The sequence below is a fragment of the Flavobacterium humidisoli genome, from assembly GCF_023272795.1.
In the GTDB taxonomy this organism is placed as follows: Bacteria; Bacteroidota; Bacteroidia; order Flavobacteriales; family Flavobacteriaceae; genus Flavobacterium; species Flavobacterium humidisoli.
The window spans coordinates 584,278-607,231 of the sequence record NZ_CP096829.1 but is presented as its reverse complement, the minus strand read 5'-3'; the positions used below and the strand labels follow the sequence as shown (position 1 = coordinate 607,231).

The following is a 22,954-nucleotide window of genomic DNA, read 5'->3' as shown; positions in this document are numbered from 1 at the left end:
AGTCTTAAAGTTTTTAGAAACTTACTAGACTTTCGACTTTTGACTTTCGGCTTTCAGACTTAAATAAATGAAAGTAGTTATTCAAAGAGTTTCTGAAGCATCAGTAACAGTTAACAATAAAAAAACAGCCGACATTAAAAAAGGACTATTAGTTTTAGTAGGAATAGAAGATGCCGATACACAAGAAGATATTGACTGGCTTGCTGGAAAAATCGTTAAAATGAGAATTTTTGGAGACGAGAATGATGTTATGAATTGTTCGGTTCAAGATATTGGCGGTGATATTATTGTTGTAAGTCAGTTTACACTTCACGCATCAACTAAGAAAGGAAACCGTCCTTCTTATATAAAAGCCTCAAAACCAGATTTTGCAATTCCGACGTACGAGAATTTTGTTCAAGCAATAGAAAAAGAGTTTGGCAAGAAAGTGCAAACAGGAATTTTTGGTGCCGATATGAAGGTCAGTCTTCTCAATGATGGACCCGTTACGATTGTAATGGACAGCAAAAACAGGGAGTAAAAATATTATTAAACATATGTTAAGGATTTCTGAAAAAAATATATATTTGACGAAAATCCCTACTAATGAAAAATCTTTTTTTTGCGTTATTTTTATTCTTAACAACCCTTAATTCATTCGCCCAAAAGAGCACTTATCCTATTCTTTCTATTCCAGATAGTTTAAAACAGAATGCAAATGCTGTTCTCCGTTTAGACCAAATGGATATTGTTATTGCTTCGCAAAGAAGTATGAATATTAAGACCCAAAGAGTTGTTTCTGTTTTAAATGAAAAAGGTCTAAATGACATTGATGCATACTGTCATTATGATAAAACAACTTCAATAAAAAATATTGAAGCTGTAGTTTATGATGCATTGGGGAATGAGATAAAAAAAATCAAAAGAAAAGATTTTAAAGATCAGAGCGCTGTAGGCGGAAGTACTCTTTTTTCTGATAATCGAGTGCTTTATTTAAATTACACACCTATTTCATATCCTTTTACAATTGCTTACACCAGCGAAATTGAAACTTCAAATACTGCATTTATACCAAAATGGTATTTTATTGGGGGGTATTATTTGAGCGTAGAAAAATGCGTTTTGAATGTAACTTTCCCGAAAGGATTGGGATTTAAGAAAAAAGAGTTCCGATTTGATAACTTCAAAATAACTAAAACAGCTGACACAGATACAAATCTGAGTTATACGGCAACAAATATCACGGCTCAAAAACAAGAAGATCTTAGTCCTTCTCCTTCAGATCTTTTTCCTAAAGTCATGATGGGATTAGAAAATTTTCACTTAGAAGGAGTTGACGGAAATGCTACTACTTGGGAAGCATTCGGAAAATGGTATGAAGATAAAATCTTAATCGGTACGACTGTTTTGCCAGAAGAGACAAAAGCAAAAATTAAAACGCTGGTTGGAGATGAGAAAGATCCTATCAAGAAAGCTAAAATCATTTACGATTATGTACAGAAAAAATCGCGATATGTAAACATTGCAATTGGTATTGGCGGTTGGAAACCTATGCTAGCCAACGATGTTGACCGTTTAGGATATGGAGATTGTAAAGCATTGTCAAACTATACAAAAGCACTTTTACAGGTTGTAGATGTTCCGTCTTATAATACTATTTTATATGGCGATCGTTACAAAGAAAATATTCAATCTGATTTTGTTTCGATGCAAGGCAATCATATGATTTTGGCCATCCCAGATAAAGATAATTATATCTGGTTAGAATGTACGAGTCAGGACGATCCGTTTGGATATCAAGGAACTTTTACTGACGATCGTGATGTTTTGGTGGTGAAACCTGAGGGAGGTCAAATTGTACGAACTAAAATCTACGATGATAAAGGAAACACGCAAGTAGGGAAAGGGGTTTATACAATTGATCCAACTGGGAATTTTTCTGGAACTTTAAAAATAGCATCTCAAGGAAGTGTGTATGCTTTTAAATCTCGAGTAGAAACCATGCAGCCGAATGAAAAAGAGGAACATTACAAAGAGTATTGGGATAATATCAACAACTTGAAACTAGGTAAAATTACTTTTACGAATGATAAAGAAAATATTCGTTTTACCGAAGATGTTCAGCTAAGCGCTGTAAATTATGGAACTCTTTCGGGTAACAAAATGATTTTTGTAGTTGATGCTTTCAATCAATATACAGGAAATGTAAAACGAATTAGAAACCGAAAAAATCCTTTTCAAATTCAACGTGGTTTTTTAGATACCGATGAAATTGAAATCAATCTTCCTGAAGGTTTCAGTATCGAATTTCTTCCTTCAAATTATGAGCTAAAAGGCAAATTTGGTGAATACAAAACCGAAATCATTAAAAAAGACAATAATAAACTGACTTATAAAAGATCGATGTTTTTAAATAAAGGAAAATACTCCAACAAAGAATATGATGAGTATCGCCTATTTATGGAACAAGTCTCTCGAAACGATAACGCCAAAATAATATTAACCAAGAACTAACAAGTGTAACCAAAGTAAACCAAAAATTACCAATGAAAATTATTAAATTATTTAGTCTCACTGTGATTTTATTGATCGCTTCAAAAGCGATGTCGCAGGAATTTAAATTAGGAAAAGTCTCCATCGCAGAATTAGAACAAAAGGTACATCCGAAAGATTCGGCAGCTGCAGCCGCGATTTTGTATAAAAAAGGAACAGCAAGAATTGAATATGATGTTAATGATGGTTTTGTTACAGTCACAGATGTAGAAACTAGAATTAAAATTTACAAAAAAGAAGGCTTGGATTGGGCAAATCAGGATGTTTGGTATTATAATTATTCTGGTCTAAGAGAGAAAGTGTCTTTTTCAGATGCTGTAACTTATAACATAGTTGGCGGTAAAATTGAAAAAACGAAGCTTAAAAGTGATGGCGTTTTTGAAGAAGTATTAAATAAATATAAAAGCTTAAAAAAAATAACAATGCCTAATGTGAAAGAAGGCTCTGTTATTGAATTTAAATATAGTATTAAATGTCCACAAGAAATGATAAGAGATTGGGATTTTCAAACGAGTATCCCAGTCAACTATTCTGAGTTTTCAACATTCATTCCAGAATATTACACCTTCAGTCCAAGACAAAAAGGTTATTTTTTTCCAAAGGCAACAACAGCAAGGGTTGCCAAAAGCATCACTTTTAATAACAAGGAAAGATCTGGAGGACGTGTGACATCAACTAATTTTTCTACTGATTATTTAAGTTATATGGAAGATCAAGTTACGTACAAAGCTGTAGATTTTCCTGCAATGAAAGATGAGGCCTATGTTAACAATATTGATAATTACACATCGTCTGTTGCTCACGAATTATCAATGACTAAATTTCCAAATCAGGTGCTTAAAGAATATTCTGCAGATTGGGCTTCGGTTGTGAGAACCATTTATGATTATGATGATTTTGGTCCTGAACTTAATAAAACAGGTTATTTTGAGGATGATTTGAAAAAAATACTTTCAGGAATTAATACGCCTGAAGAGAAAATCTTAGTTATTTTAAATCATGTAAAATCAAACGTAAAGTGGAATAAATATTACGGTTATGGCTGTGATAATGGAGTTAAAAAAGCGTACAAGGAAAAAACGGGAAATATTGCCGATATTAATTTAATGCTTACTGCCATGTTGCGTTATTCTGGCCTTACAGCAAATCCAGTTTTGGTAAGTACACGTGCAAACGGAATAGCATTGTTTCCTAACAGAACGGCATTCAATTATGTGATTGCTGCGGTAGAAACTCCAAATGGATATGTTTTATTAGATGCGTCAGAAAAATTTTCGGTTCCGAATGTTCTGCCATTAAGAGTTTTAAATTGGTCAGGAAGATTGATTAGAAAAGATGGTTCGTCAGAAGAAATTAATTTAATGCCAGAAAAAACTTCTGTTGATAATGTTTTCCTTAATTACAGTATCGATAGCGCTGGAAAAGTCACAGGAAAAACAAGAAGACAATACATGGATTATAATGCAATGATTACGCGTGGCAATATTGAAGGATTAAAAGAAGAAGAATATTTAGAAAAGTTAGAAAACAAGAATAAAAAAATAGAAATTAGCGATTATTCAAAAACAAACGAAAAGGATATCCTTCTTCCAATTATAGAAAGCTATTCATTTACTGGAAATGATTTGTGCGAAGTTATTGGAGGTAAAATTTACTTGAATCCAATGTTGTTTTTTGCGACAAATAACAATCCTTTTAAGCAGGAAAGTAGAGAATATCCAGTAGATTTTAGTTTCCCATTCACAGACAAGTTTAGTATTAATATTGAAATACCAGAAGGCTTTGTGGTTGAAACATTGCCAGCCCCAGCTGCTGTAACAATGGAAGATAATTTGGGCGTTTTTAAATTTAATATTGCTGCAAATGATAATAAACTTCAGTTGTCTATTTTGCATCAAATAAATGAGGCTATTGTTTCTGCTGAAAAATATGAGATGCTAAAAGAATATTATAAAACAATGGTAGAAAAAGAAACGGAAAAAATCGTTTTGAAACGTATTTAATTATGCTGAGATTCCTCCTAATTTGTATTGTCTTTTTGGGAAGTACAATAACTATTCAAGCTCAAAATTATGACTTGGGAAAAGTAACTATTGCGGAGTTAAATGAAAAAGTTCATCCTAAAGATAACAGCGCACCCGCTGCTATCTTGTTTAAAAAAGGAAGAACTTATTTTGGCTATAATAAAGATGTTGGATTTTATGCCAACCATGTCTGCGAAGTGAAAATCAAAATTTATAAAAAAGAAGGTTTAAGCTGGGCCAACCAGAAAGTGCGTTTTTATATCGGTTATGATAAGTTAAACGAGGACCGTTTGGAGTTTTCAGATGCAGTGACCTATAATTTAGAAAATGGCAACATCGTAAAAACTAAATTAAATAATCAGGGCGAGTTTAAAAACAAAATCAATCAATATTGGAAAGAAAAGACGATTACTTTGCCAAATGTAAAAGTAGGTTCTATTATTGAATACAAATATGTTTTAAGATCTGAAAATCTGGTGAAGTTTCCCGATTTTGATGTTCAGTTCAGTATTCCTGTTGACTATTTTTATTACAAAACACAGATTCCAGAGTTTTATATTTATAAACCCATTTTAATTGGAGGAATTCCATTAGAAACAGAATCTAAATTTACAGGCGCTAGTCAGAGTTTTGACAATGCTTACAGTCAGACAAGCTCATTTAGTTATAAACAGATTGAAACCTTTTATAAAGGAAAAGATGTTCCAGCATTAAAAGAGGAACCTTACATTAATAATCTTGAAAATTATCGTGGAAGTATTCAGCAAGAATTAGAGAGAGTGCGTCTTCCTGATCAGCCTGTAAAAGATTACAGTTTAACTTGGGAAGGTGTTGCTACAACTATTTTTAAAGAGGATAGCTTTGGGAAACAATTAAATCAAGGTAGTTTGTTTACAGATGATCTGAATAAATTATTACTTAATGTAGAAGACAAAAAGGAAAAATTAGATCTGATTTTTACTTATGTCAAAAATCGAATGAATTGGAATGAGATTAATAGCTGTTATACAGAAAAAGGAGTCGAAAAAGCCTATAAAGATCAAACAGGGAATGTTGCAGAAATCAATTTTATTTTGATAAATATGCTTCGCGCCGCTGGTATAGAAGCCAATCCTGTTTTGGTAAGTACAATACAAAACGGAATTCCAATTTATCCAACAAGAACAGGATTCAATTATGTCATAGTTGCAGCTGAAATTGATGGCAAAAAAAGTCTTTTGGATGCAAGTCATAAACTTACAGCACCAAATATTTTACCCTTAAATGTTTTAAATTGGAATGGAAGATTAATCAAAAAAGATGGCAGTTCTGAAGAAATTCAATTAGATCCAGCGCAGCAGTCTAGAGAAATTTGCAGTCTTATAGTCAAAATAAATCCTGACGGAAAAATGAATGGTCAGGCTCGAGTTCAACGAACAGATTATGATGCATACAGTTTTAGAGAAGAAAACAATACAAAAACGGAAGATGCTTATCTTGAAAAATTAGAGAATAGATTGGGTGGTTTACAGATTTCAAATTATGCAATCGAAAATCAGAAATCTAACTTAGATCAGTCGGTGATCGAAACTTTTTCTTTTGCTTCAGGCAACCGTTCGGATATTATTGATGGGAAGATTTTTGTAAATCCTCTATTGTTTTTCACCCAAAGTAAAAATCCGTTTAATCAGGAAAAAAGGCAAATGCCTGTTTATTTTGGATATAAAAACATAGAAAAGTTTAATTTGAATATTGAAATTCCGGAGGGATACACCGTAGAATCACTTCCTAAACCATTCAGAATATCTTCAGAGGATAAGCTAATGTCTTTTATTTTAAATTTTTCGGTTTCTGAAAACAAAATTCAAATTGTGAGCCAAAAAGAAATCAACAGTAGTATTTTTGCAGCGGAGGATTACGGAATGATAAAAGAGTTTTTTCAGAAGATGGTCGTAAGCCAAAACGAAAAAATAATTCTTAAAAAGATATAAAAAGATGGATTTAAAAAATGCACAATTAGTTGTTGATACTTGGATAAAAGAACATGGTGTTCGCTACTTTAACGAATTGACCAATATGGCACAGCTGACAGAAGAAGTTGGCGAGGTTGCTAGAATCATTGCGCGCCGTTATGGAGAACAATCTGAAAAAGAAAGCGATAAGAACAAAGATTTAGGAGAAGAATTGGCAGATGTTGTTTTTGTTGTGCTGTGCTTAGCCAACCAAACAGGAATTGATTTACAAGCCTCTTTTGATAAAAAAATGGATCTAAAATCGGTTAGAGATAAAGATCGTCACAAAAACAATGATAAATTGAAATAATTGTGAAATATCAATGGTGAATTTTGATTTACGGGCAAGGAGTGGTAAATTGCGCAATCGAATTTAGACACTCGTAATTCGCTAATCATAATTACTATCATGAATTTAAAATTAAGCACGAATTCACAATTCACCATTGATGATTCGCAACTAAATATCACCGGTTCTAAAAGTGAAACGAACCGCTTATTATTACTAAAAGCATTATTTCCAAATATTACTTTAGCTAATACTTCCAACTCAGACGACAGCGAAGTAATGCAGAAAGCATTAGCGGGAAATGATGAAATTGTAGATATTCATCATGCAGGAACAGCAATGCGTTTTCTTACTGCTTACTTTTCGGTTAACGAAGGCAGAGAAGTGGTTTTGACTGGTTCTAGCAGAATGCAGGAACGTCCGATTAAAATTTTAGTGGAAGCTTTGGCACAATTGGGTGTTGAGATTTCATATGAGAAAGAAGTAGGATATCCGCCAATTCGAATTAAAGGGAAAAAAGTTACAGATTCAAAAGTAACTTTGGCAGCAAATGTAAGCAGCCAATATATTTCGGCACTTTTATTAGTAGCTTCAAAATTAGATAATGGTTTAGAACTTACTTTAGAAGGAGAAATCACTTCGATTCCGTATATCAAAATGACTTTGGCTTTGTTAGCTGATTTAGATATTAAAACTAGTTTTGAAGGAAATGTGATTAAGGTATTCCCTAAAGAATCAGTTGAAACTAAAGAAATGGTGGTAGAATCAGACTGGAGTTCAGCTTCTTATTTCTTCAGCCTTGTAGCTTTGTCTGATGCAGCTAAAATTACTTTAAGCAGTTATAAAGAAAACAGTCTTCAAGGAGATTCTGAATTGGTTTCTCTTTATGAGAAAATGGGGGTCAAAACAACTTTCCAAAACAATAAAATGACTTTGGAAAAAGTTTCTGGATTCAATTACGAAGATGTAAATTTTGAATTGAATAATACACCAGATATTGCACAGACAATTGTAGTAACCTGTTTAGGTTTAGGAATTGGATGCCATTTAACAGGTCTTCACACTTTAAAAATCAAAGAAACGGACAGGCTAGAAGCTTTAAGAATCGAGCTTACAAAATTAGGAGCCAATATTTCGGTAACTAATGACAGTTTGACTTTAGAACGTTCTGGAGATATTAATCACGATGTTCATATTGCAACATACAACGATCACCGTATGGCAATGGCATTTGCGCCATTGGCAATAAAAGTTCCGATTATTATTGACGATGCCGAAGTAGTTTCTAAATCGTACCCAGATTTCTGGAACGATTTGAAAGCTTTGAATTTTCAGATTTCAGAATTGTAAGATTAAAGCCTATAAGAAATATAAGTTCATTTAATAAAATGTGCATAATTTGAAAAACCTTCAGTTTTTAACTGGAGGTTTTTTTAATTTTTGTCATTTCGACTGAAGGGAGAAATCGCACACATAACTCTACAAAGATTGGCGATTTAAACTGGGGAGTGTCTATTGTGGTTTATTAATTTGGTCGAAATGAAAACTTTCAGAAATTATAAAGATTCAGATTTAAATGAACTTATATTTCTTATTATGGTTTAAATGTTAAAATTAATTTAAATAATGTGTTTTTATCACACCGTGAAACCTCACAAAATCAAGGACTTTTGAAAATAAACGTCAAAACACTTGACAACGCCTATCTCACAATCGTATATTTGCAGGCGATTTAAAATTTTAGATAAAAAAGTCTAAGATTGATATTTTAAAATCTAACTTCAAATATGAAATTATCACACTTCAATTTCAATTTACCGAAAGAACTTTTGGCTGAATTTCCAGCAGAAAACAGAGATGAATCTCGTTTAATGGTAATTGACCGTAAAAAAAACACTATCGAACATAAAATGTTTAAAGACGTGATCAACTATTTTGATGACGGAGACGTTTTAATTCTTAATAATACAAAAGTTTTCCCTGCTCGTTTGTACGGAAACAAAGAAAAAACTGGAGCTAGAATTGAAGTTTTCTTACTAAGAGAATTAAATTCAGAGCAACGCCTTTGGGATGTTTTGGTTGATCCAGCTAGAAAAATCCGTATCGGAAATAAACTTTATTTTGGTGATGACGATTCGTTAGTTGCTGAAGTAATCGATAATACAACTTCTCGTGGTAGAACATTACGTTTCTTATACGATGGATCTTACGAAGAATTCAGAAATAAATTGACAGAACTTGGAGAAACTCCAATTCCTAAATACATCAACAGAGAAGTTACTGCTGAAGATGCTGAAAGATATCAAACAATCTATGCAAAAGAAGAAGGAGCGGTAGCGGCACCAACTGCTGGTTTACACTTCTCAAAACACCTTTTGAAAAAATTAGAAATCAAAGGAGTTAATTTTGCTGAGGTAACTTTACACGTTGGTTTAGGAACTTTTAACCCAGTTGAGGTAGAAGATTTATCTAAACACAAAATGGATTCTGAGGAATTGATCATCACTCAAAAAGCGTGTGATATTGTAAACGAAGGAAAAGCAAAGAAAAAACGCATTTGTGCAGTTGGAACAACTTCTATGCGTGCAATTGAAAGTTCTGTGTCTTCTGCTAACACTTTAAATCCTTACGAAGGATGGACAAATAAATTTATTTTCCCTCCTCACGATTTCAGTATTGCAAACTGCATGATTACAAACTTCCACACACCAAAATCGACATTATTAATGATGATTTCTGCTTTCTGTGGACACGATTTAATGAAAAAAGCATACGATGAAGCGATCAAAGAAGGGTACAAATTCTATTCTTACGGAGACGCGATGTTAATTCTATAATTAGAGTTTATCTTATAAAAAAAACCCGACAGTATTTTTAGAATCTGTCGGGTTTTCTGTTTTTATAGTTTTGGTTCAAGTTTCAGGTTTCAAGTTCGTTCTGCAGTTAAACACATAAAGCATATCAACTTGAAACCTGAAACTTGAAACAAAACAAACAAATTTTGTTATTTTAGCAATCAAAATAAAAACACAATGACTTTTCAAAATACACGCGAATTTGCACGAGAGCTAGATTCGAAAGATACACTAAACCACTATCAGGAACAATTCATTTTTCCAAAAGTAAACGACAAACGAGTAATTTATTTTACTGGAAATTCTTTAGGATTACAGCCAAAACGAACCAAAGCTTATGTTGATGAAATAATGGACGATTGGGCAAATTTGGCAGTTGAAGGTCATTTTTATGCTGAAAAACCTTGGTGGGATTATCAGGAAAGATTTGCTGATCCGTTAAGCAAGATTGTCGGAGCGCTTCCGTCTGAAGTTACGGTGATGAATACGTTGACTGTAAATCTTCATTTATTGATGGTTTCTTTTTATCAGCCAAAAGGCAAACGCTATAAAATTATCTGCGAAGAAAAAGCTTTTCCGTCAGATCAATATATGTTTCAAAGTCAAGTCAATTTTCACGGATACAAACCAGAAGATGCGATTGTAGAAATTAAACGTAGAGAAGGAGAACACAATATTCGGTTAGAAGATGTGTTAGCAAAAATTGAAGAAGTTGGCGATGAACTGGCTTTGGTTTTAATAGGAGGAGTAAATTATTATACCGGACAAGTTTTTGATATTAAAACCATCACTGCCGCTGGACAAAAAGCAGGAGCCAAAGTAGGATGGGATTTAGCGCACGCTGCAGGAAATATCAAATTAGAACTTCATGATTGGAATGTAGATTTTGCTGCTTGGTGTAGTTATAAATATATGAATTCAGGACCAGGAAACGCTTCTGGTTGTTTTGTTCACGAAAAGCATCATAATTCGGACTTACCGAGATTTGCAGGATGGTGGGGACATAATAAAGAGCGCCGTTTTAAAATGGAGCCCAACTTTGATCCAGTTCACGGAGCAGATGGATGGCAGATTAGTAATCTTCCAGTTTTGTCTTTAGCGCCGTATTTGGCTTCGGTAGAAATGTTTGCTGAGGTTGGAATGGATACTTTAATTGCAAAACGTGATCATATTACTTCTTATCTGGAATTTATTCTTCATGAAATTGATAAAGAAGTAAAAGGTAATTTCGAAATCATTACACCTTCAAATCCTGAAGAAAGAGCTTCGCAACTATCTGTTTTTCTTCACGGAGAAGGAAGAGCATTGTTTGATTATTTAATGAAAAATGGTGTCATTACAGATTGGCGCGAACCAAACGTTATTCGTCTAGCGCCAGTTCCTTTATATTGCTCTTATGAAGATATGTATGATTTCGGGCAGATTTTGAAAAAAGGAATTTTGGGAAAGTAAAAAAATAGTCAGGCACAGTCGCAAACTTTTTTATTTAAAATATATAATCGCACTAGTTATTCCGCAAAGTATATCGTCAATCTTTGTAGAGTTTCTAGTGCGATTTACTTTGTCTGTTCGCTATCGCTCGAGTCTCGTTTCTTGAAATGAAAAAATGAGAATAAAACTTTACGCCTTCACGACTTTGCGTGATTAATTTCATTCAGCGCGGAACAAACAGCAATCTTCAAATCTTATAAACTTTATAAAAAATTCTGTAATAATTATTTATATCAGATATTAAGTACTTTGTAATGTATAATTTTTTAAAAATTACAATCATGAAAGGCTTATATATTTTATTGACCGTGATATTATTAACTTCTTGCCAAAATCAAAGCAAAGGAGATATAAATAAAGCCAAACAAGCCAGCATTGATTCAATGAAAGTTGAGATTAACAAACAGCGTGTTATCGATTCGATGAAGACGGAAATGGCGAAACTAAACGAAGAGAAGATCGAAGCTCAGAAAGAGAAAGTTGTTGTAGTGCATCAGCAAGCTGCCGCAACAACAGCCGAACCAGCCAAAAAGAAAGGTTGGAGTGCAACCGCTAAAGGTGCTGTAATTGGTGCTGGAGTAGGAGCAGCAACTGGAGCTATTGTCAGTAAGAAAAAAGGCGAAGGTGCTGTTATTGGTGGATTAGCTGGAGCCGCACTTGGAACTGGAACAGGAGCTGTTATTGACAGTAAAAACAAAAAGAAAGAATAGTTATTCTATAAATAAAAACAAACCCCAAATTATCATCTAATTTGGGGTTTTCAATTTTAAACCAACTCTGAAACGGGAATTTTAATATCAACTAATTCTGATTTACAAGAATCGAGTTGATCAAGATGACCCTTAAAGACTGACGTCGATTCAAATAAATTTTTATAATACTCAATTCCATCTAACAGATTAGATTTAAAAGAATTCCATTTTTTAAGGTGAGCTGCTGTAAGTTCTCCAGAAATAGATTGAATTTCATTTCTAAAATAAGTAATATACATTTTAAGCTCTTTTATAAACAAGTTTGGACGCTCAGTTCTAATAATCGATTTTCCTTGATAAATATGCTGAATCATCTCTTTTAAGGAAACTTCCTGATCAAAATAAGCTAAGTTTGGTCCAGGGCAAATTACTACGCCTTGTGCCTGACCTTTTATTTTAATGTCATTTTCTAGATAAGAAGCATTGGCGAGACCAACACAAAGACATGATTTTTCGGTGATTTTGATTTTGTTTTTCTCAAATTCATCTGTAGAAAGCGAATCCTTTTTTGCTTCTAATTCTTCCAGTTTAATATCCTGATATTTTTTTGAAGCCGTGCAAATTCCGTGTGGGTCGTATTCTTTGCTTAAAGCTAAAAATTTCTTCGGACAAGAACTTCCGGCTTTGTTTTCATGAATTCGCTTTTGTTTTAAAAATTCATTTGTAGTTCCTTTCAAAGTATTAAAAGGAACTCCCAAAGGCGAAATATTACTTAAGTAAAAATCATCTTCTTTGGCACTCATTAATAAATTACGAGTTTCTTTATCGACAGATGTCGCTTCGGGAACTAATAAAAATGGCGACCCCCAACCTACAGAATCAACGTTATATTCGTCTAATAAAAACTCATGTTCAGCCGCAGTTCCAACACCACCTTGAACTGTAATTTTTAATTCTAAAGGATTTTCAGGAATAGGCAGTTTTTTTGCCTGTAAAGCCTTAATCATTAAATCGTGGGCCGATTGCACCAATTGTTCTTTTTTCTGCTTGAATTCCTCTAAAATCGTACCCAATAAGAGTCCCTCAGTTGCAAAGGCATGTCCGCCGCAGTTTAATCCCGATTCGATTCGATATTCTGAAACCCAAAGACCTTTTTTTGCTAAAAAGTTCCCTTGAATCATAGCCGACCTAAAATCACTTACTTTTAAGATAATTTTCTTTTTCAGTTCGTTATTTTCATTTGGAAAAAAATCTTTGAAGTTTTCGAAGTAACCAAACAATCTCGGATTCATTCCGGCAGAAAGAACCACAGAAGATTCCAAGTTGCTTTTTGCAAAACCTCTTAAAGCAGCATGTGCGTCGTTAAATTCAATTGGAAGCTGTTCATTTTTGACAAAATTATCTTTGTCCAATTTGGTCATAATGTTAACATCGATTTCTCCTGGAAAAAGATTGGTTTCGATATAATGTTGAATGTTCTCTTTAAAAGCAATTCCGTCATCCAATAAATTCTGAAATCCTTTTTTAATATCAGAAGTATTCGGCAGCATCGACATAAAGTTTTCCAAAGCTGTTTTGCTTTCTGCCAATTCTATTTTGAAATTTTCGAATTTCTCTTTTACAATTTTATCGACTAAATTTAAATAAGAGGCAATTCTTTCAGCGCGATAATCATGAAATTTCTGAGTAATTTCTTCGTACGGGACATTGAATTTTGTGCTGTAAAAATTACGCATCTTTTCAATCAGATCATCGTCTGCTAAAGCAATAACAGATGAAATTCCGTACTGCGCAACTCGAATAGGACTGTCTATGGTATATGCAAGTCCCATTACTGGAATATGAAAAGTATGCAGGTTATTTTTTGTCATTTGTATTCGAATTAAAATAGGGACAAATGAAGAAAAATAAATTTTTATAAAACCTGACAAATATCAGGTTTGCAGATGGATTGCCACGAATTACGCGAATTAACACAAATTAAATTTTAAGATCCGCCAAATAAAAATTCGTGAAAATTGGTTTAATTCGTGGCAGAAAAAAGTAGCAGAAAAAAACTAAATCAAAATCTTCTTCAAAGATTCTGCAATGCTTCTCCACAAAAGATTGTAGAACGATCTATCTTGAAGACGTTCTACCTCGACTTCAGCGGTTTTAGCTTTTTCTTTCGAATCGTTTTTAACTAATAAATTAACAACTGCTGTTTTGAGTTTGGCTTCTTTTTCAGGGTTTTTCTTTTGGTATAATTTTACTTTCAGATCTTCATAATCCAAGGAAGCATTTCCTTTCGATCCGTTGTCGTTTCCATAGAAATTAAAACGGTATTTATTGAAAGTTCCGGTAAAAGTACTGTTGATATAGGGTTTAGTAAACCTTGTCATAGCTCCAACATCAAAATTTGAAATCACGCCTTGAATATGAAATCCATCACTTTTGTCTAAAACATTAAAACGCCAATCGACATCAAGCGGAGAATTTTTCATAAAAATACATTTGACTTTAATTTTTACATCATCCGTTTTTTTCAGACCAAAACCACTTCGCAGATTGGTTGCTTGTAAATTGAATTTGTCAAAAGTTAGCATTCCTGGCCCTTTCGCAAAATCAAGTTCTTCTTCGTAAACCAATTTTGATTTTAAAACCTGCAGTGTATCAATTTGAAGGGGAAATTTCAGATTTCGCAATAAATGATTGTAAAGATATTTTTTGCTTGGATCGTCTTTTACCATTTTTCCACGGTAAATATTAGCATCAAAATGATGAATCACCAGCGAATTGGCTTTGAAATAAAAACGATCGTTTTTAAAACCCCAATCCATTTTTTCAACCTGTGCCGAGTCAAATTTTAAATTGTAAATATCCTTTTCTTTTTCAAGACGTTTTGTGAATTCTCTTCGGCTAAGCTGAGGAAGATTAGAAAAATTATTAATTTTTAAAAAATTCTTTTCAGTACTTATTTTTCCAATGTTGATGTGATAGAAACCGTTTGGTCTGTAAAACAAACTGTCACAAACCAAGGCATAGCTTTTATATTGAAGCGGAATTTTTTCTTTTAATGTAGCATCAGTAATTAATATGCCTTCCAGTTTTAAAAGGATTTTTTTAATACTGAAGATCGGCTTTTCTGTATCCAGAGAAACTACATCAACAGCTCCATCGTTCAGATAAATATTGGAAACGGCTATAATTTTGCGGAATGGATCTACAATTTCAGTTTTAATACTTTTGCTGTTGTTGATCAGCTTCTCGCCTTTTTTGTATAAAATAACGCGAGGTTTATTGATAATGATACTTTCGGCTTGAATAATATCGCGAAATGCCAAATCCCAGATATTAAAATGCTGGATGGTAACTGATTCAATTTTTGAGAAAAGCCCATTTTTACTGTCTTTAGGCTCATTTTTCGGACTTACCAATAAAGTCTGTGCATAAATATTTCTGGAAAAAAGAGAGACTTCAATTTTTTCATAATTAATATTATATGCGGTTTTATTTTTTTCGTGAATAATGATTGGAAGCTGTTTTTTGATCCAGTAATTCAGCCCGATGTTGGCAAGAATTACAAGTACAAGAAGAGAAATTACAACAATCGCTATTTTTTTATATACAGACATTTATAGGATTAATTTTAAATACATAAATTTAGACTTTTAAAGACTGTTGTCTCTTATAAGATTTTGAAGAAAAGTTACATTATTACGAATTTCATCCTTTTTTAAAATATGAGAATAATTAAAAAAATCCTGCTGATAGTTTTGGTTCTTATTGCAGTTCTTGCGATTGGTTTGTGCGCTTATATTTTTCATCTAAAACCTAAATATGAAGGTTCTTTGCAATTGAATAATCTGGAAAAAGAAACCACAGTCTATTTTGACGATTTTGGAGTGCCTCATATTTATGCTGATTCTGAAAAAGATGCTATGACGGCGCTTGGATATGTGCATGCGCAGGAAAGATTATGGCAAATGGAATTATTGCGCCGAATTGCGCCAGGTCGTTTGTCTGAAATTTTTGGAGGAGTTGCGCTTAAAAATGATAAATTTTTTGCTGGAATCGGAATTGAAGAAGCTTCGGCGAAAGCCATTGCAAAATTGGATAAAAACAGCGAAAGTTATAAACTGACTCAAGCGTATCTCGATGGAATTAACCAATATTTGGAAGAAGGAGTTACGCCATTAGAATTTACTTTGGTTAGTGTGAAAAAGCAAAAGTTTACAATAAAAGACGTTTATAATATTTTTGGATACATGTCTTTCAGTTTTGCTATGGCGCAGAAAACAGATCCTTTATTAACTGATATTAAAAATAAATATGGTACTGCGTATTTGAAAGATTTAGGTATTGAGGGAGAATTTAACAATACAAAAATTAAAATCTCAAAAGGGAAAAGTGAGGAATATACCGAGATTTCAAAATCTATAACTGAAATGCTGGATCAATCTCCGATTCCTCCATTTGTTGGAAGTAACAGTTGGGTTGTTGGGCCGAATAAATCGAAAACAGGAAAAGTTATTTTTGCTAATGATCCGCATATTGGATTTTCTCAACCTGCAACTTGGTACGAAGCGCATATTGTAACACCAAAACAGGAATTATATGGATGTTATTTGGCTGGAACTCCATTTCCACTTTTGGCGCATAACAGAGATTATGCTTACGGTTTAACGATGTTTGAAAATGATGACATCGATTTTTATCAAGAAAAAAACAAAGCAGATGATGCTTCTGAGTATCAGACACCAACAGGTTTCAGCAAATATGAAATCAGAAAAAAAACGATTAAAGTAAAAGATTCTTCAGATGTAGTTTTGACAGTTAAGATTACTCGTCATGGTCCAGTTATGAATGATTTTATAGATCGTTTAGAAAAGAAAAATCCAATTGCAATGTCATGGACGTATACAAGGGAGCCAATCCAGATTTTAGACGCGGCTTATGGACTTTCGCATGCCAAAAATACTACCGATTTTAAAAAGGCAGTGAGTCTAATTGCGGCACCTGGATTAAACGTAATGTATGGCGATGCAAAAGGAAATGTGGCTTGGTGGGCGAGCGGGAAATTGTACAGACATAATGAAGGCGTTAATACGCATTTGATTTTAGATGGCGCAAGCGGTAAAGATGATATCACCAAATTTCTAGATTTTGATCAAAATCCGTCTGCAGAAAATCCAGAATGGGGATATGTTTATTCTGCCAATAATCAGCCAGAAGCTATAGATAATGGTTATTTATATCCTGGGTATTATTTGCCAGAAGATCGCGCCAAAAGAATTTCTGGGATTTTAGATGCAAAATCAGATTGGGATAAAGAAGCTATCAGTAAAATGATTTATGATAATACTTCGGATGTTGCAGTTGAGGTTTCGAAAAACTTAATAGCAAGTTTAGATAATAAGTCACTTTCTAATAATGAGAAAGAAGTTATAAAAGTTTTAAAATCTTGGAAAGGAACAACAAATGTTGAAGATGTTGCGCCAACGATTTACAACAAATGGATTTATTTGTATCTGAAAAATACGTTTGAAGACGAAATGGGTAAAGACAACTTCAATTTATTTTTGGGAATTTCTTTAGGAAAACAAGTTATTGCTAATCAGATAAAAAATGAAAATTCGGTTTGGTGGGATAATATCAAAACAAAAAATGTAAAAGAAACCAGAACAGACGTTGTGTCAAAATCATTTCACGATGCTGTTGTGGGTTTGCAGAATCAGCTGGGAGAAAATATCTCAGAATGGAATTGGGGAAAAGTGCATACAGTAGAACACGAGCATCCATTAGGAAAAGTCAAAGCACTTCGCGGATTATTTAATGTGGGACCTTTTAATTCTCCAGGTTCAAATGAAGTCATCAATAATTTATTCTTCGGATTTAATGATGAAGGAAAGTATTATACTAAAGGCGGACCTTCGACAAGAAGAATTGTCGATTTTGCCGATATAGAAAACAGCTGGAGTATTTTGCCAACTGGACAATCTGGAAATCCTTTCAGCAAGCATTATAGCGATCAAGCTGAAATGTACAACGCAGGTAAATTCAGAAAAATGAAATTGAACAAAGACGAAATCATAAAAACATCTACAAAGTTGATTTTGAAACCGAAGAAGTAAGGTTTTGTTTTTTTGGTTTCAAGTTTCAAGTTATTGCTAGTGTAATCTTTGTCAAAGTTTCAAACTTTGACAAAGATAAGTTCAAAGAAAAAACTTTGTGCCTTTGTTACTTTGTCTCTTTGAACCTTACTTAAAAAGATATTTGCCTTTCACAATATCATTAGCAAAAATGTTCAGATTATTAATTAAAACCTTATTGTTGGTCATAACATTTTGTGTTTGATAAGCTGGGTCTTTTTCATAGGCTTTTAATAAAGTTTCCAGTTCAACTTCGTCAAATACAACAAAACTGTTGTAAATCGCATCTCTAAAATTTTTGTAATTAATGCTTTGGGTAATTTCCATTGCTTTTTGGTCATTCCAACCTTCTTTTGCTGTAGCTTCATTTATTTTTGAAAGGCAAAAATCAATAACATAATTTTTATACCGAGTTGCTTCAACAATTTTATCGATTATAATTTTGTTCTGTTGACTAGGCATCAATGGCTGATTGCTTTGAGATAAAGATTTAGAAGAAATAAAAAGACACAGGAACGCAACCAGAAAATGGTGTTGGTTTAGATTTTTCATAGGTTATTCAATTATTTTGGGTGAAGCTAAAATACTATTTTTAAAAAATAATTTCCCAATTTTGAATGTCCCAAGTTGTAACAAAAAACTCCGATAAAACAACTGCTAGAGCTATTTTATCGGAGCCATTTTTAAAAATTTAATCTAGAATACGCTCTCTTTATTTTTTAGAAAGCTCTTCTAAAACTTTCTTTCCGTTTTCATTTGTAGGATCCAGTTCAACAGACTTCTTGTAGTTGACAATTGCTAATTTTTTATCTCCATCTGCCAAATATGCCTCGGCTAAACTATCATATACATTTCCTGATTTAGGGAAAGCATCAACATTGATTTTAAAAACTTCAATCGCTTCTTTCTTTTTTCCGGTTTGAAGCAATTGATATCCAACTCTGTTCATGTCTCCTTCTTTAATTCCGTAGGTTGGATCGTTTTTTAGCTTTTTGTAAGTTTCTGTTCCTGCAACTGCACCTTTTTCGTTATAAACATCTAACAGATCAAGAGCAAGTGATTTCTTTGGCTGGTTAAAAGGCTGATTGTATAAAATTGAACGTATTGCGGTGTTCATTTCTCCCAAAACTGTTCCACCAGTATTATTAAATAAAACCACAAGATTTTTATCTTTAGGAATGCGAGAAATAACGGTGTTAAATCCGTTGATACCGCCACCGTGTTCAATAACAGTTACTTTGTCATTTCCGTTTGGCACTTCGTAAGTAGACCATCCGTATCCGTAGAAGCCATTCCATGCTTTAATGTAAGGTTTGAATAAAGATTCCATTGATTTTTCAGAAAGCAATTTATTGGTATAAAGCGCCTGATCCCATAAATACAGATCTTCTACAGTAGAATATAAAGATCCGGCTGCGTACGGAATACTCATGTCAATATAAGCGGCGTTTACAATTTTCTTTCCTTCTTTTTCATATCCAGCAGCTCTGTTTTTTATAATTAATTCGCTGTGATCGTAACCAGAATTAACCATTTTTAAAGGTGTGAAAATAGTTTCTTGTAAATTCTGCTCGTACGTTTTGCCTGTAATTTTTTCGATAATGTAACCCAATAAAAAATAACCCGAATTGCTGTAAGTGAATTTTTCGCCTGGAGTAAATTCAAGTGGAAGACTAGAAAATGTCTTTACAAAAGCTTCTGGAGCATATGGATTTCTTGCTTTATCTTTAAAAAAGTTAGGTGCATTGGTGTAATTTGGAATTCCAGAAGTGTGTGTCAATAAGTGATGAATTGTAATTTTATCACCGTTTTCTTTTGGATAATCAGGAAGATAAGTGGTAATAGGCACATCTAGTTTTATTTTTCCGTCTTCTGCCAGCTTTACAATCAAAAGAGCAGTAAACTGTTTGCTGATAGAACCCAATCTGAATTTGGTGTCTGGCTGATTTGGAATATTCCATTCCATGTTGGCAGAACCAAAACCTTTTTTGAAAATTATTTTTCCGTTTTCCGCCACCAAAGCCGAACCGTTAAATTGTCCGTATTCGTTATATTTATTTAAAAGTTGCTCGATTTGCTGCGCTTTGTCTTGAGCAAAAAGGCTAAATGAGAAAAGCTGAAAAGCGACAAAAAGCGCAATAAGTTTGATTGATTTTTTCATAGTGGATTGATTATGGTTTAAGATTAATGAAATTTGTTTTTGATTGATGATTGAAACTTCTTGAATGAAATAAACAGATGTTCTAAAATGTTAGACGATTGATTTGTGATTTGGTTTCAAGATTAATCTAAAATTTTTATTTTTTTTTGGAGTATAAAAAAGTAGAGCACAGACCAGTTACTTAAAAAGTAGGCCTATGCTCATAACTAACAAATATTTTTAGTGCTATTAAGCAGTTAAAATTTTACTTATGTATAATATTAAAAGGATAAATAATTTTAGCATATTACTCAGATTAAGGTTAATATCTGATGTTGATAGCAATTATTGGGTTTCGATATCGACTATTTTTCTGCCGTTTTCCCCTAGATAATGAACGACTATATTTTCATAAACTTTGTAGCCATCATCAACATTGGTAAAAATGATTACACCTTGTTTGGTCTTTGGAAGCAGAATAAAAATAGTCTGGACACCTTTATCAGCTCCGCTGTGAGAAAGCGCATAATTTTCGTTTCCTAAATCATAGATTTCAAAACCCAAACCAAAATATTTGTTTTTTTTCGTCTGGACTTGATGCGAAATCATGTCGTCGAAAACCTTTTTGCTTAAGCCTTCGCTGTTCATTACACTAGATAAAAATCTGCCGTAATCTTCAACTGTAGTCAAAAGATCGTCTGCAGCGCTTGCTGTTTTATTTTTAGTCGGGTCGTAAGCATTTCCGTCTTTGTCATAATTAATGGCATATCTCGAAAGATCAATTTTATCATTCCATATTAATTGGGAATCGTTCATCTTTAAAGGCTCAAAAACTAATTCTGAAGCCAATTGATCTAATGTTTTATGAAATTTTTTCTCTAATGCTTTTCGTAAATATTCAAAACCTTCTCCAGAATATTGGTATTGAGTTCCGGGTTTAAATTTGAAGTCTAATTTTTTAGATTCATTAAAATCTCTCCAATTCGGAAAACCAGTTTGATGGCTTAAAATAATTCTTGTCGTCAATAATTTATGATTCGAATCTTTAGCAATATCTGGATCAATCCAATATTTATCAAGCGGTTCGTCCAAATCCCATTTTCCTTGCGAAACCAATTTCAAAGCAACAATTGCAGTTACTGGTTTTGTTAGCGAAGCAACATTCCAAATCGTGTTATAAGGTGCGGGTACATCGCGTTTCAGATTGCCAAACGTTTTTATTTGCTTCAGTTTTCCATCCGAAATAATTCCTATTCCTAAAGCAGGAACATTATTTTCTTTAAGCCATTTTTCCGTTTCCTGATCATTGTCAAAAAGACCAGATAAGCCTGCCGTAGAACTAGTCATTTGATGGTTGTAGCTTAGCGATCTTGCCAATTTCCATTCTTTATTTTTTAAGAGCCAAAGATGCGTGAATTTGGCGAAGCTCCCCGCTTGCTCAGGATTATCAGCAGAAGTTTCATAAAAGCGATGCGTTCCCATTTGAATCGCGCCGTATAAAATGCCATTTTTAAATAATGGATAAATTTCGGTACTACCAGAAATTAGTTCTCTGCGGTAATTGTATTTTCTAGTTGGAGAACAAATGCCACTTTTGAAAGTCTTTAGAAATCTCGCTTTATCCGAAACACTGTCTTTATCATGATAAAACTCAAAATCTTCAGTATATAAATTTTCAAATTGTTTTACATCGCAAGTATTAAAACCAATATCAAATAAGAGACTGTCTTTGGACATAATGGTTTTATACAAAGCAGAGTTTTTTTCTTCTTGAGAAAGACCAATTTGTATTTGAAAGAATAAAATTCCAACTAAAATAGTTTTTAATTGAAAAAAAATAGGATTGATGATTTTCATTTTGATGATTGATTGATGATTATTGATTTTGCAAGAATACTTCAATCAAAAGTACCAAAATTGTATAAAAGCGAAATTTTATCTTTTTTGCGAAAGAAAATACAAATCAGGATTGAACATTTTTGGAGTTGTTTTTGTCACATCTTTAAACTTTCTGATAAAATGCGACTGATCAAAGTATTTGTTGTAAAGTGCAATTTCGGTTAAACTCATTTTCTCTAAATCGGCGTTCAGCATTTGATCGACCGATTTTCTGAATTTTAAAATCTGAATGTATTTTTTAATCGTAAGCCCAGTCGCCGTTTTAAATTTTATTTGAAGTAATCGCTGCGAAGAATTCAACAATTTTCCTATTTCTGAAACCGAAATTTCATCTTCGCGAAGTCGTATAATCTCACAGATTTTTTCAATTATATTTTGATTTGAATCTGATAATGCTTCAAAATAAGTATTAATAGTTTTTAATAGTATTTCAATATCAGATTGAATCTCCACTTTAAAAGGCAATTCTGCTGCATTAATTTTAATAATCGAATCTGTAAAATTGTTCAAATCGTATCTAGGAAACAAAGAAAGCGTCCAAGTATGAAGCTGGATTATGGTAACTTTTGTTTTGGGCTGCATATTAACGAGCACTTTATTAGTCATTTGAGAGCAGAAATAAATGCCTTCGTTCATTTCGTATTTGTTTTTACTCGTATGAACTTCAATCGAATTGCCCTTAACAATAGCAAGATTAAAACAGCCGTTTGGCAAAACCAATTTATTTTCGATTAGGCTTTCGCCGATGCTATTATCTAGACGCCAGATTTTATTGACAAACCGTTCTGCTTTAGGACTGACGTAATGTTCTGAATATAATTGCATTTTGTATGAGACTTTTTAATATTGATTTGAAAATAGACTTCAAATTTAGGTTAAAAAAAGTGACGTGGTAAGAATGAGATCCAAA

General features: G+C 33.0%; 16 protein-coding genes. 10 read left to right on the top strand and 6 right to left on the bottom strand.

Going from position 1 to position 22,954, the window contains the following annotated elements; genetic code table 11:
* The first annotated feature begins 67 nt into the window (after window positions 1-67).
* The 9 genes from dtd (at window position 68) to M0M44_RS02845 (ending at window position 11,892) form a co-directional block, all read left to right on the top strand.
* A complete protein-coding gene (dtd, locus tag M0M44_RS02885) occupies window positions 68-520 on the top strand; it encodes a D-aminoacyl-tRNA deacylase (RefSeq protein WP_248728427.1) in 453 nt (150 codons plus the stop codon).
* A gap of 65 nt (window positions 521-585) precedes the next feature.
* Window positions 586-2,493, top strand: a complete 1,908-nt coding sequence (locus M0M44_RS02880) for a DUF3857 domain-containing protein (protein WP_248728426.1) — start codon at window positions 586-588, stop codon at window positions 2,491-2,493.
* A 32-nt stretch (window positions 2,494-2,525) separates the two neighbouring features.
* Window positions 2,526-4,535: a transglutaminase domain-containing protein gene (locus M0M44_RS02875; RefSeq protein ID WP_248728425.1), complete on the top strand. Its 2,010-nt coding sequence runs from the start codon at window positions 2,526-2,528 to the stop codon at window positions 4,533-4,535.
* 35 nt (window positions 4,536-4,570) lie between these two features.
* Complete coding sequence (locus M0M44_RS02870; RefSeq protein ID WP_248728424.1) at window positions 4,571-6,526, top strand: DUF3857 domain-containing protein; 1,956 nt, start codon at window positions 4,571-4,573, stop codon at window positions 6,524-6,526.
* 4 nt (window positions 6,527-6,530) lie between these two features.
* Window positions 6,531-6,857: a nucleotide pyrophosphohydrolase gene (locus M0M44_RS02865; RefSeq protein WP_248728423.1), complete on the top strand. Its 327-nt coding sequence runs from the start codon at window positions 6,531-6,533 to the stop codon at window positions 6,855-6,857.
* 99 nt (window positions 6,858-6,956) lie between these two features.
* Complete coding sequence (locus tag M0M44_RS02860) at window positions 6,957-8,186, top strand: 3-phosphoshikimate 1-carboxyvinyltransferase (RefSeq protein WP_248728422.1); 1,230 nt, start codon at window positions 6,957-6,959, stop codon at window positions 8,184-8,186.
* Between the two features lie 437 nt (window positions 8,187-8,623).
* On the top strand, window positions 8,624-9,673 hold the full coding sequence (queA, locus tag M0M44_RS02855; RefSeq protein ID WP_095928237.1) for a tRNA preQ1(34) S-adenosylmethionine ribosyltransferase-isomerase QueA: 1,050 nt from the start codon (window positions 8,624-8,626) through the stop codon (window positions 9,671-9,673).
* 195 nt (window positions 9,674-9,868) lie between these two features.
* Window positions 9,869-11,143, top strand: a complete 1,275-nt coding sequence (gene kynU, locus M0M44_RS02850; RefSeq protein WP_248728421.1) for a kynureninase — start codon at window positions 9,869-9,871, stop codon at window positions 11,141-11,143.
* A 320-nt stretch (window positions 11,144-11,463) separates the two neighbouring features.
* Window positions 11,464-11,892 (top strand): YMGG-like glycine zipper-containing protein, encoded by a 429-nt coding sequence (locus tag M0M44_RS02845; protein WP_248728420.1) that lies wholly within the window; start codon window positions 11,464-11,466, stop codon window positions 11,890-11,892.
* Window positions 11,893-11,948: 56 nt separating this feature from the next.
* On the opposite strand, the gene M0M44_RS02840 is transcribed toward M0M44_RS02845, so the two are convergent.
* Both M0M44_RS02840 and M0M44_RS02835 read right to left on the bottom strand, forming a co-directional pair.
* Window positions 11,949-13,745 (bottom strand): hypothetical protein, encoded by a 1,797-nt coding sequence (locus M0M44_RS02840; RefSeq protein ID WP_248728419.1) that lies wholly within the window; start codon window positions 13,743-13,745, stop codon window positions 11,949-11,951.
* A 186-nt stretch (window positions 13,746-13,931) separates the two neighbouring features.
* Window positions 13,932-15,488, bottom strand: coding sequence for a hypothetical protein (locus M0M44_RS02835; RefSeq protein ID WP_248728418.1), 1,557 nt, complete (start codon window positions 15,486-15,488; stop codon window positions 13,932-13,934).
* Between the two features lie 108 nt (window positions 15,489-15,596).
* Here M0M44_RS02835 and M0M44_RS02830 point away from each other — a divergent pair, with 108 nt between their 5' ends.
* Window positions 15,597-17,987 (top strand): penicillin acylase family protein, encoded by a 2,391-nt coding sequence (locus M0M44_RS02830; RefSeq protein WP_248728417.1) that lies wholly within the window; start codon window positions 15,597-15,599, stop codon window positions 17,985-17,987.
* 126 nt (window positions 17,988-18,113) lie between these two features.
* Here M0M44_RS02830 and M0M44_RS02825 read toward each other — a convergent pair whose 3' ends face one another.
* The 4 genes from M0M44_RS02825 to M0M44_RS02810 form a co-directional block, all read right to left on the bottom strand.
* On the bottom strand, window positions 18,114-18,557 hold the full coding sequence (locus M0M44_RS02825; RefSeq protein WP_248728416.1) for a hypothetical protein: 444 nt from the start codon (window positions 18,555-18,557) through the stop codon (window positions 18,114-18,116).
* A gap of 160 nt (window positions 18,558-18,717) precedes the next feature.
* On the bottom strand, window positions 18,718-20,166 hold the full coding sequence (locus M0M44_RS02820) for a serine hydrolase domain-containing protein (protein ID WP_248728415.1): 1,449 nt from the start codon (window positions 20,164-20,166) through the stop codon (window positions 18,718-18,720).
* Window positions 20,167-20,490: 324 nt separating this feature from the next.
* Window positions 20,491-22,002 carry a serine hydrolase domain-containing protein gene (locus tag M0M44_RS02815; RefSeq protein ID WP_248728414.1) on the bottom strand — a complete coding sequence of 504 codons (1,512 nt, stop codon included), beginning with the start codon at window positions 22,000-22,002 and terminating at the stop codon, window positions 20,491-20,493.
* Between the two features lie 78 nt (window positions 22,003-22,080).
* Complete coding sequence (locus tag M0M44_RS02810) at window positions 22,081-22,869, bottom strand: helix-turn-helix domain-containing protein (protein ID WP_248728413.1); 789 nt, start codon at window positions 22,867-22,869, stop codon at window positions 22,081-22,083.
* Window positions 22,870-22,954 lie beyond the last annotated feature (85 nt).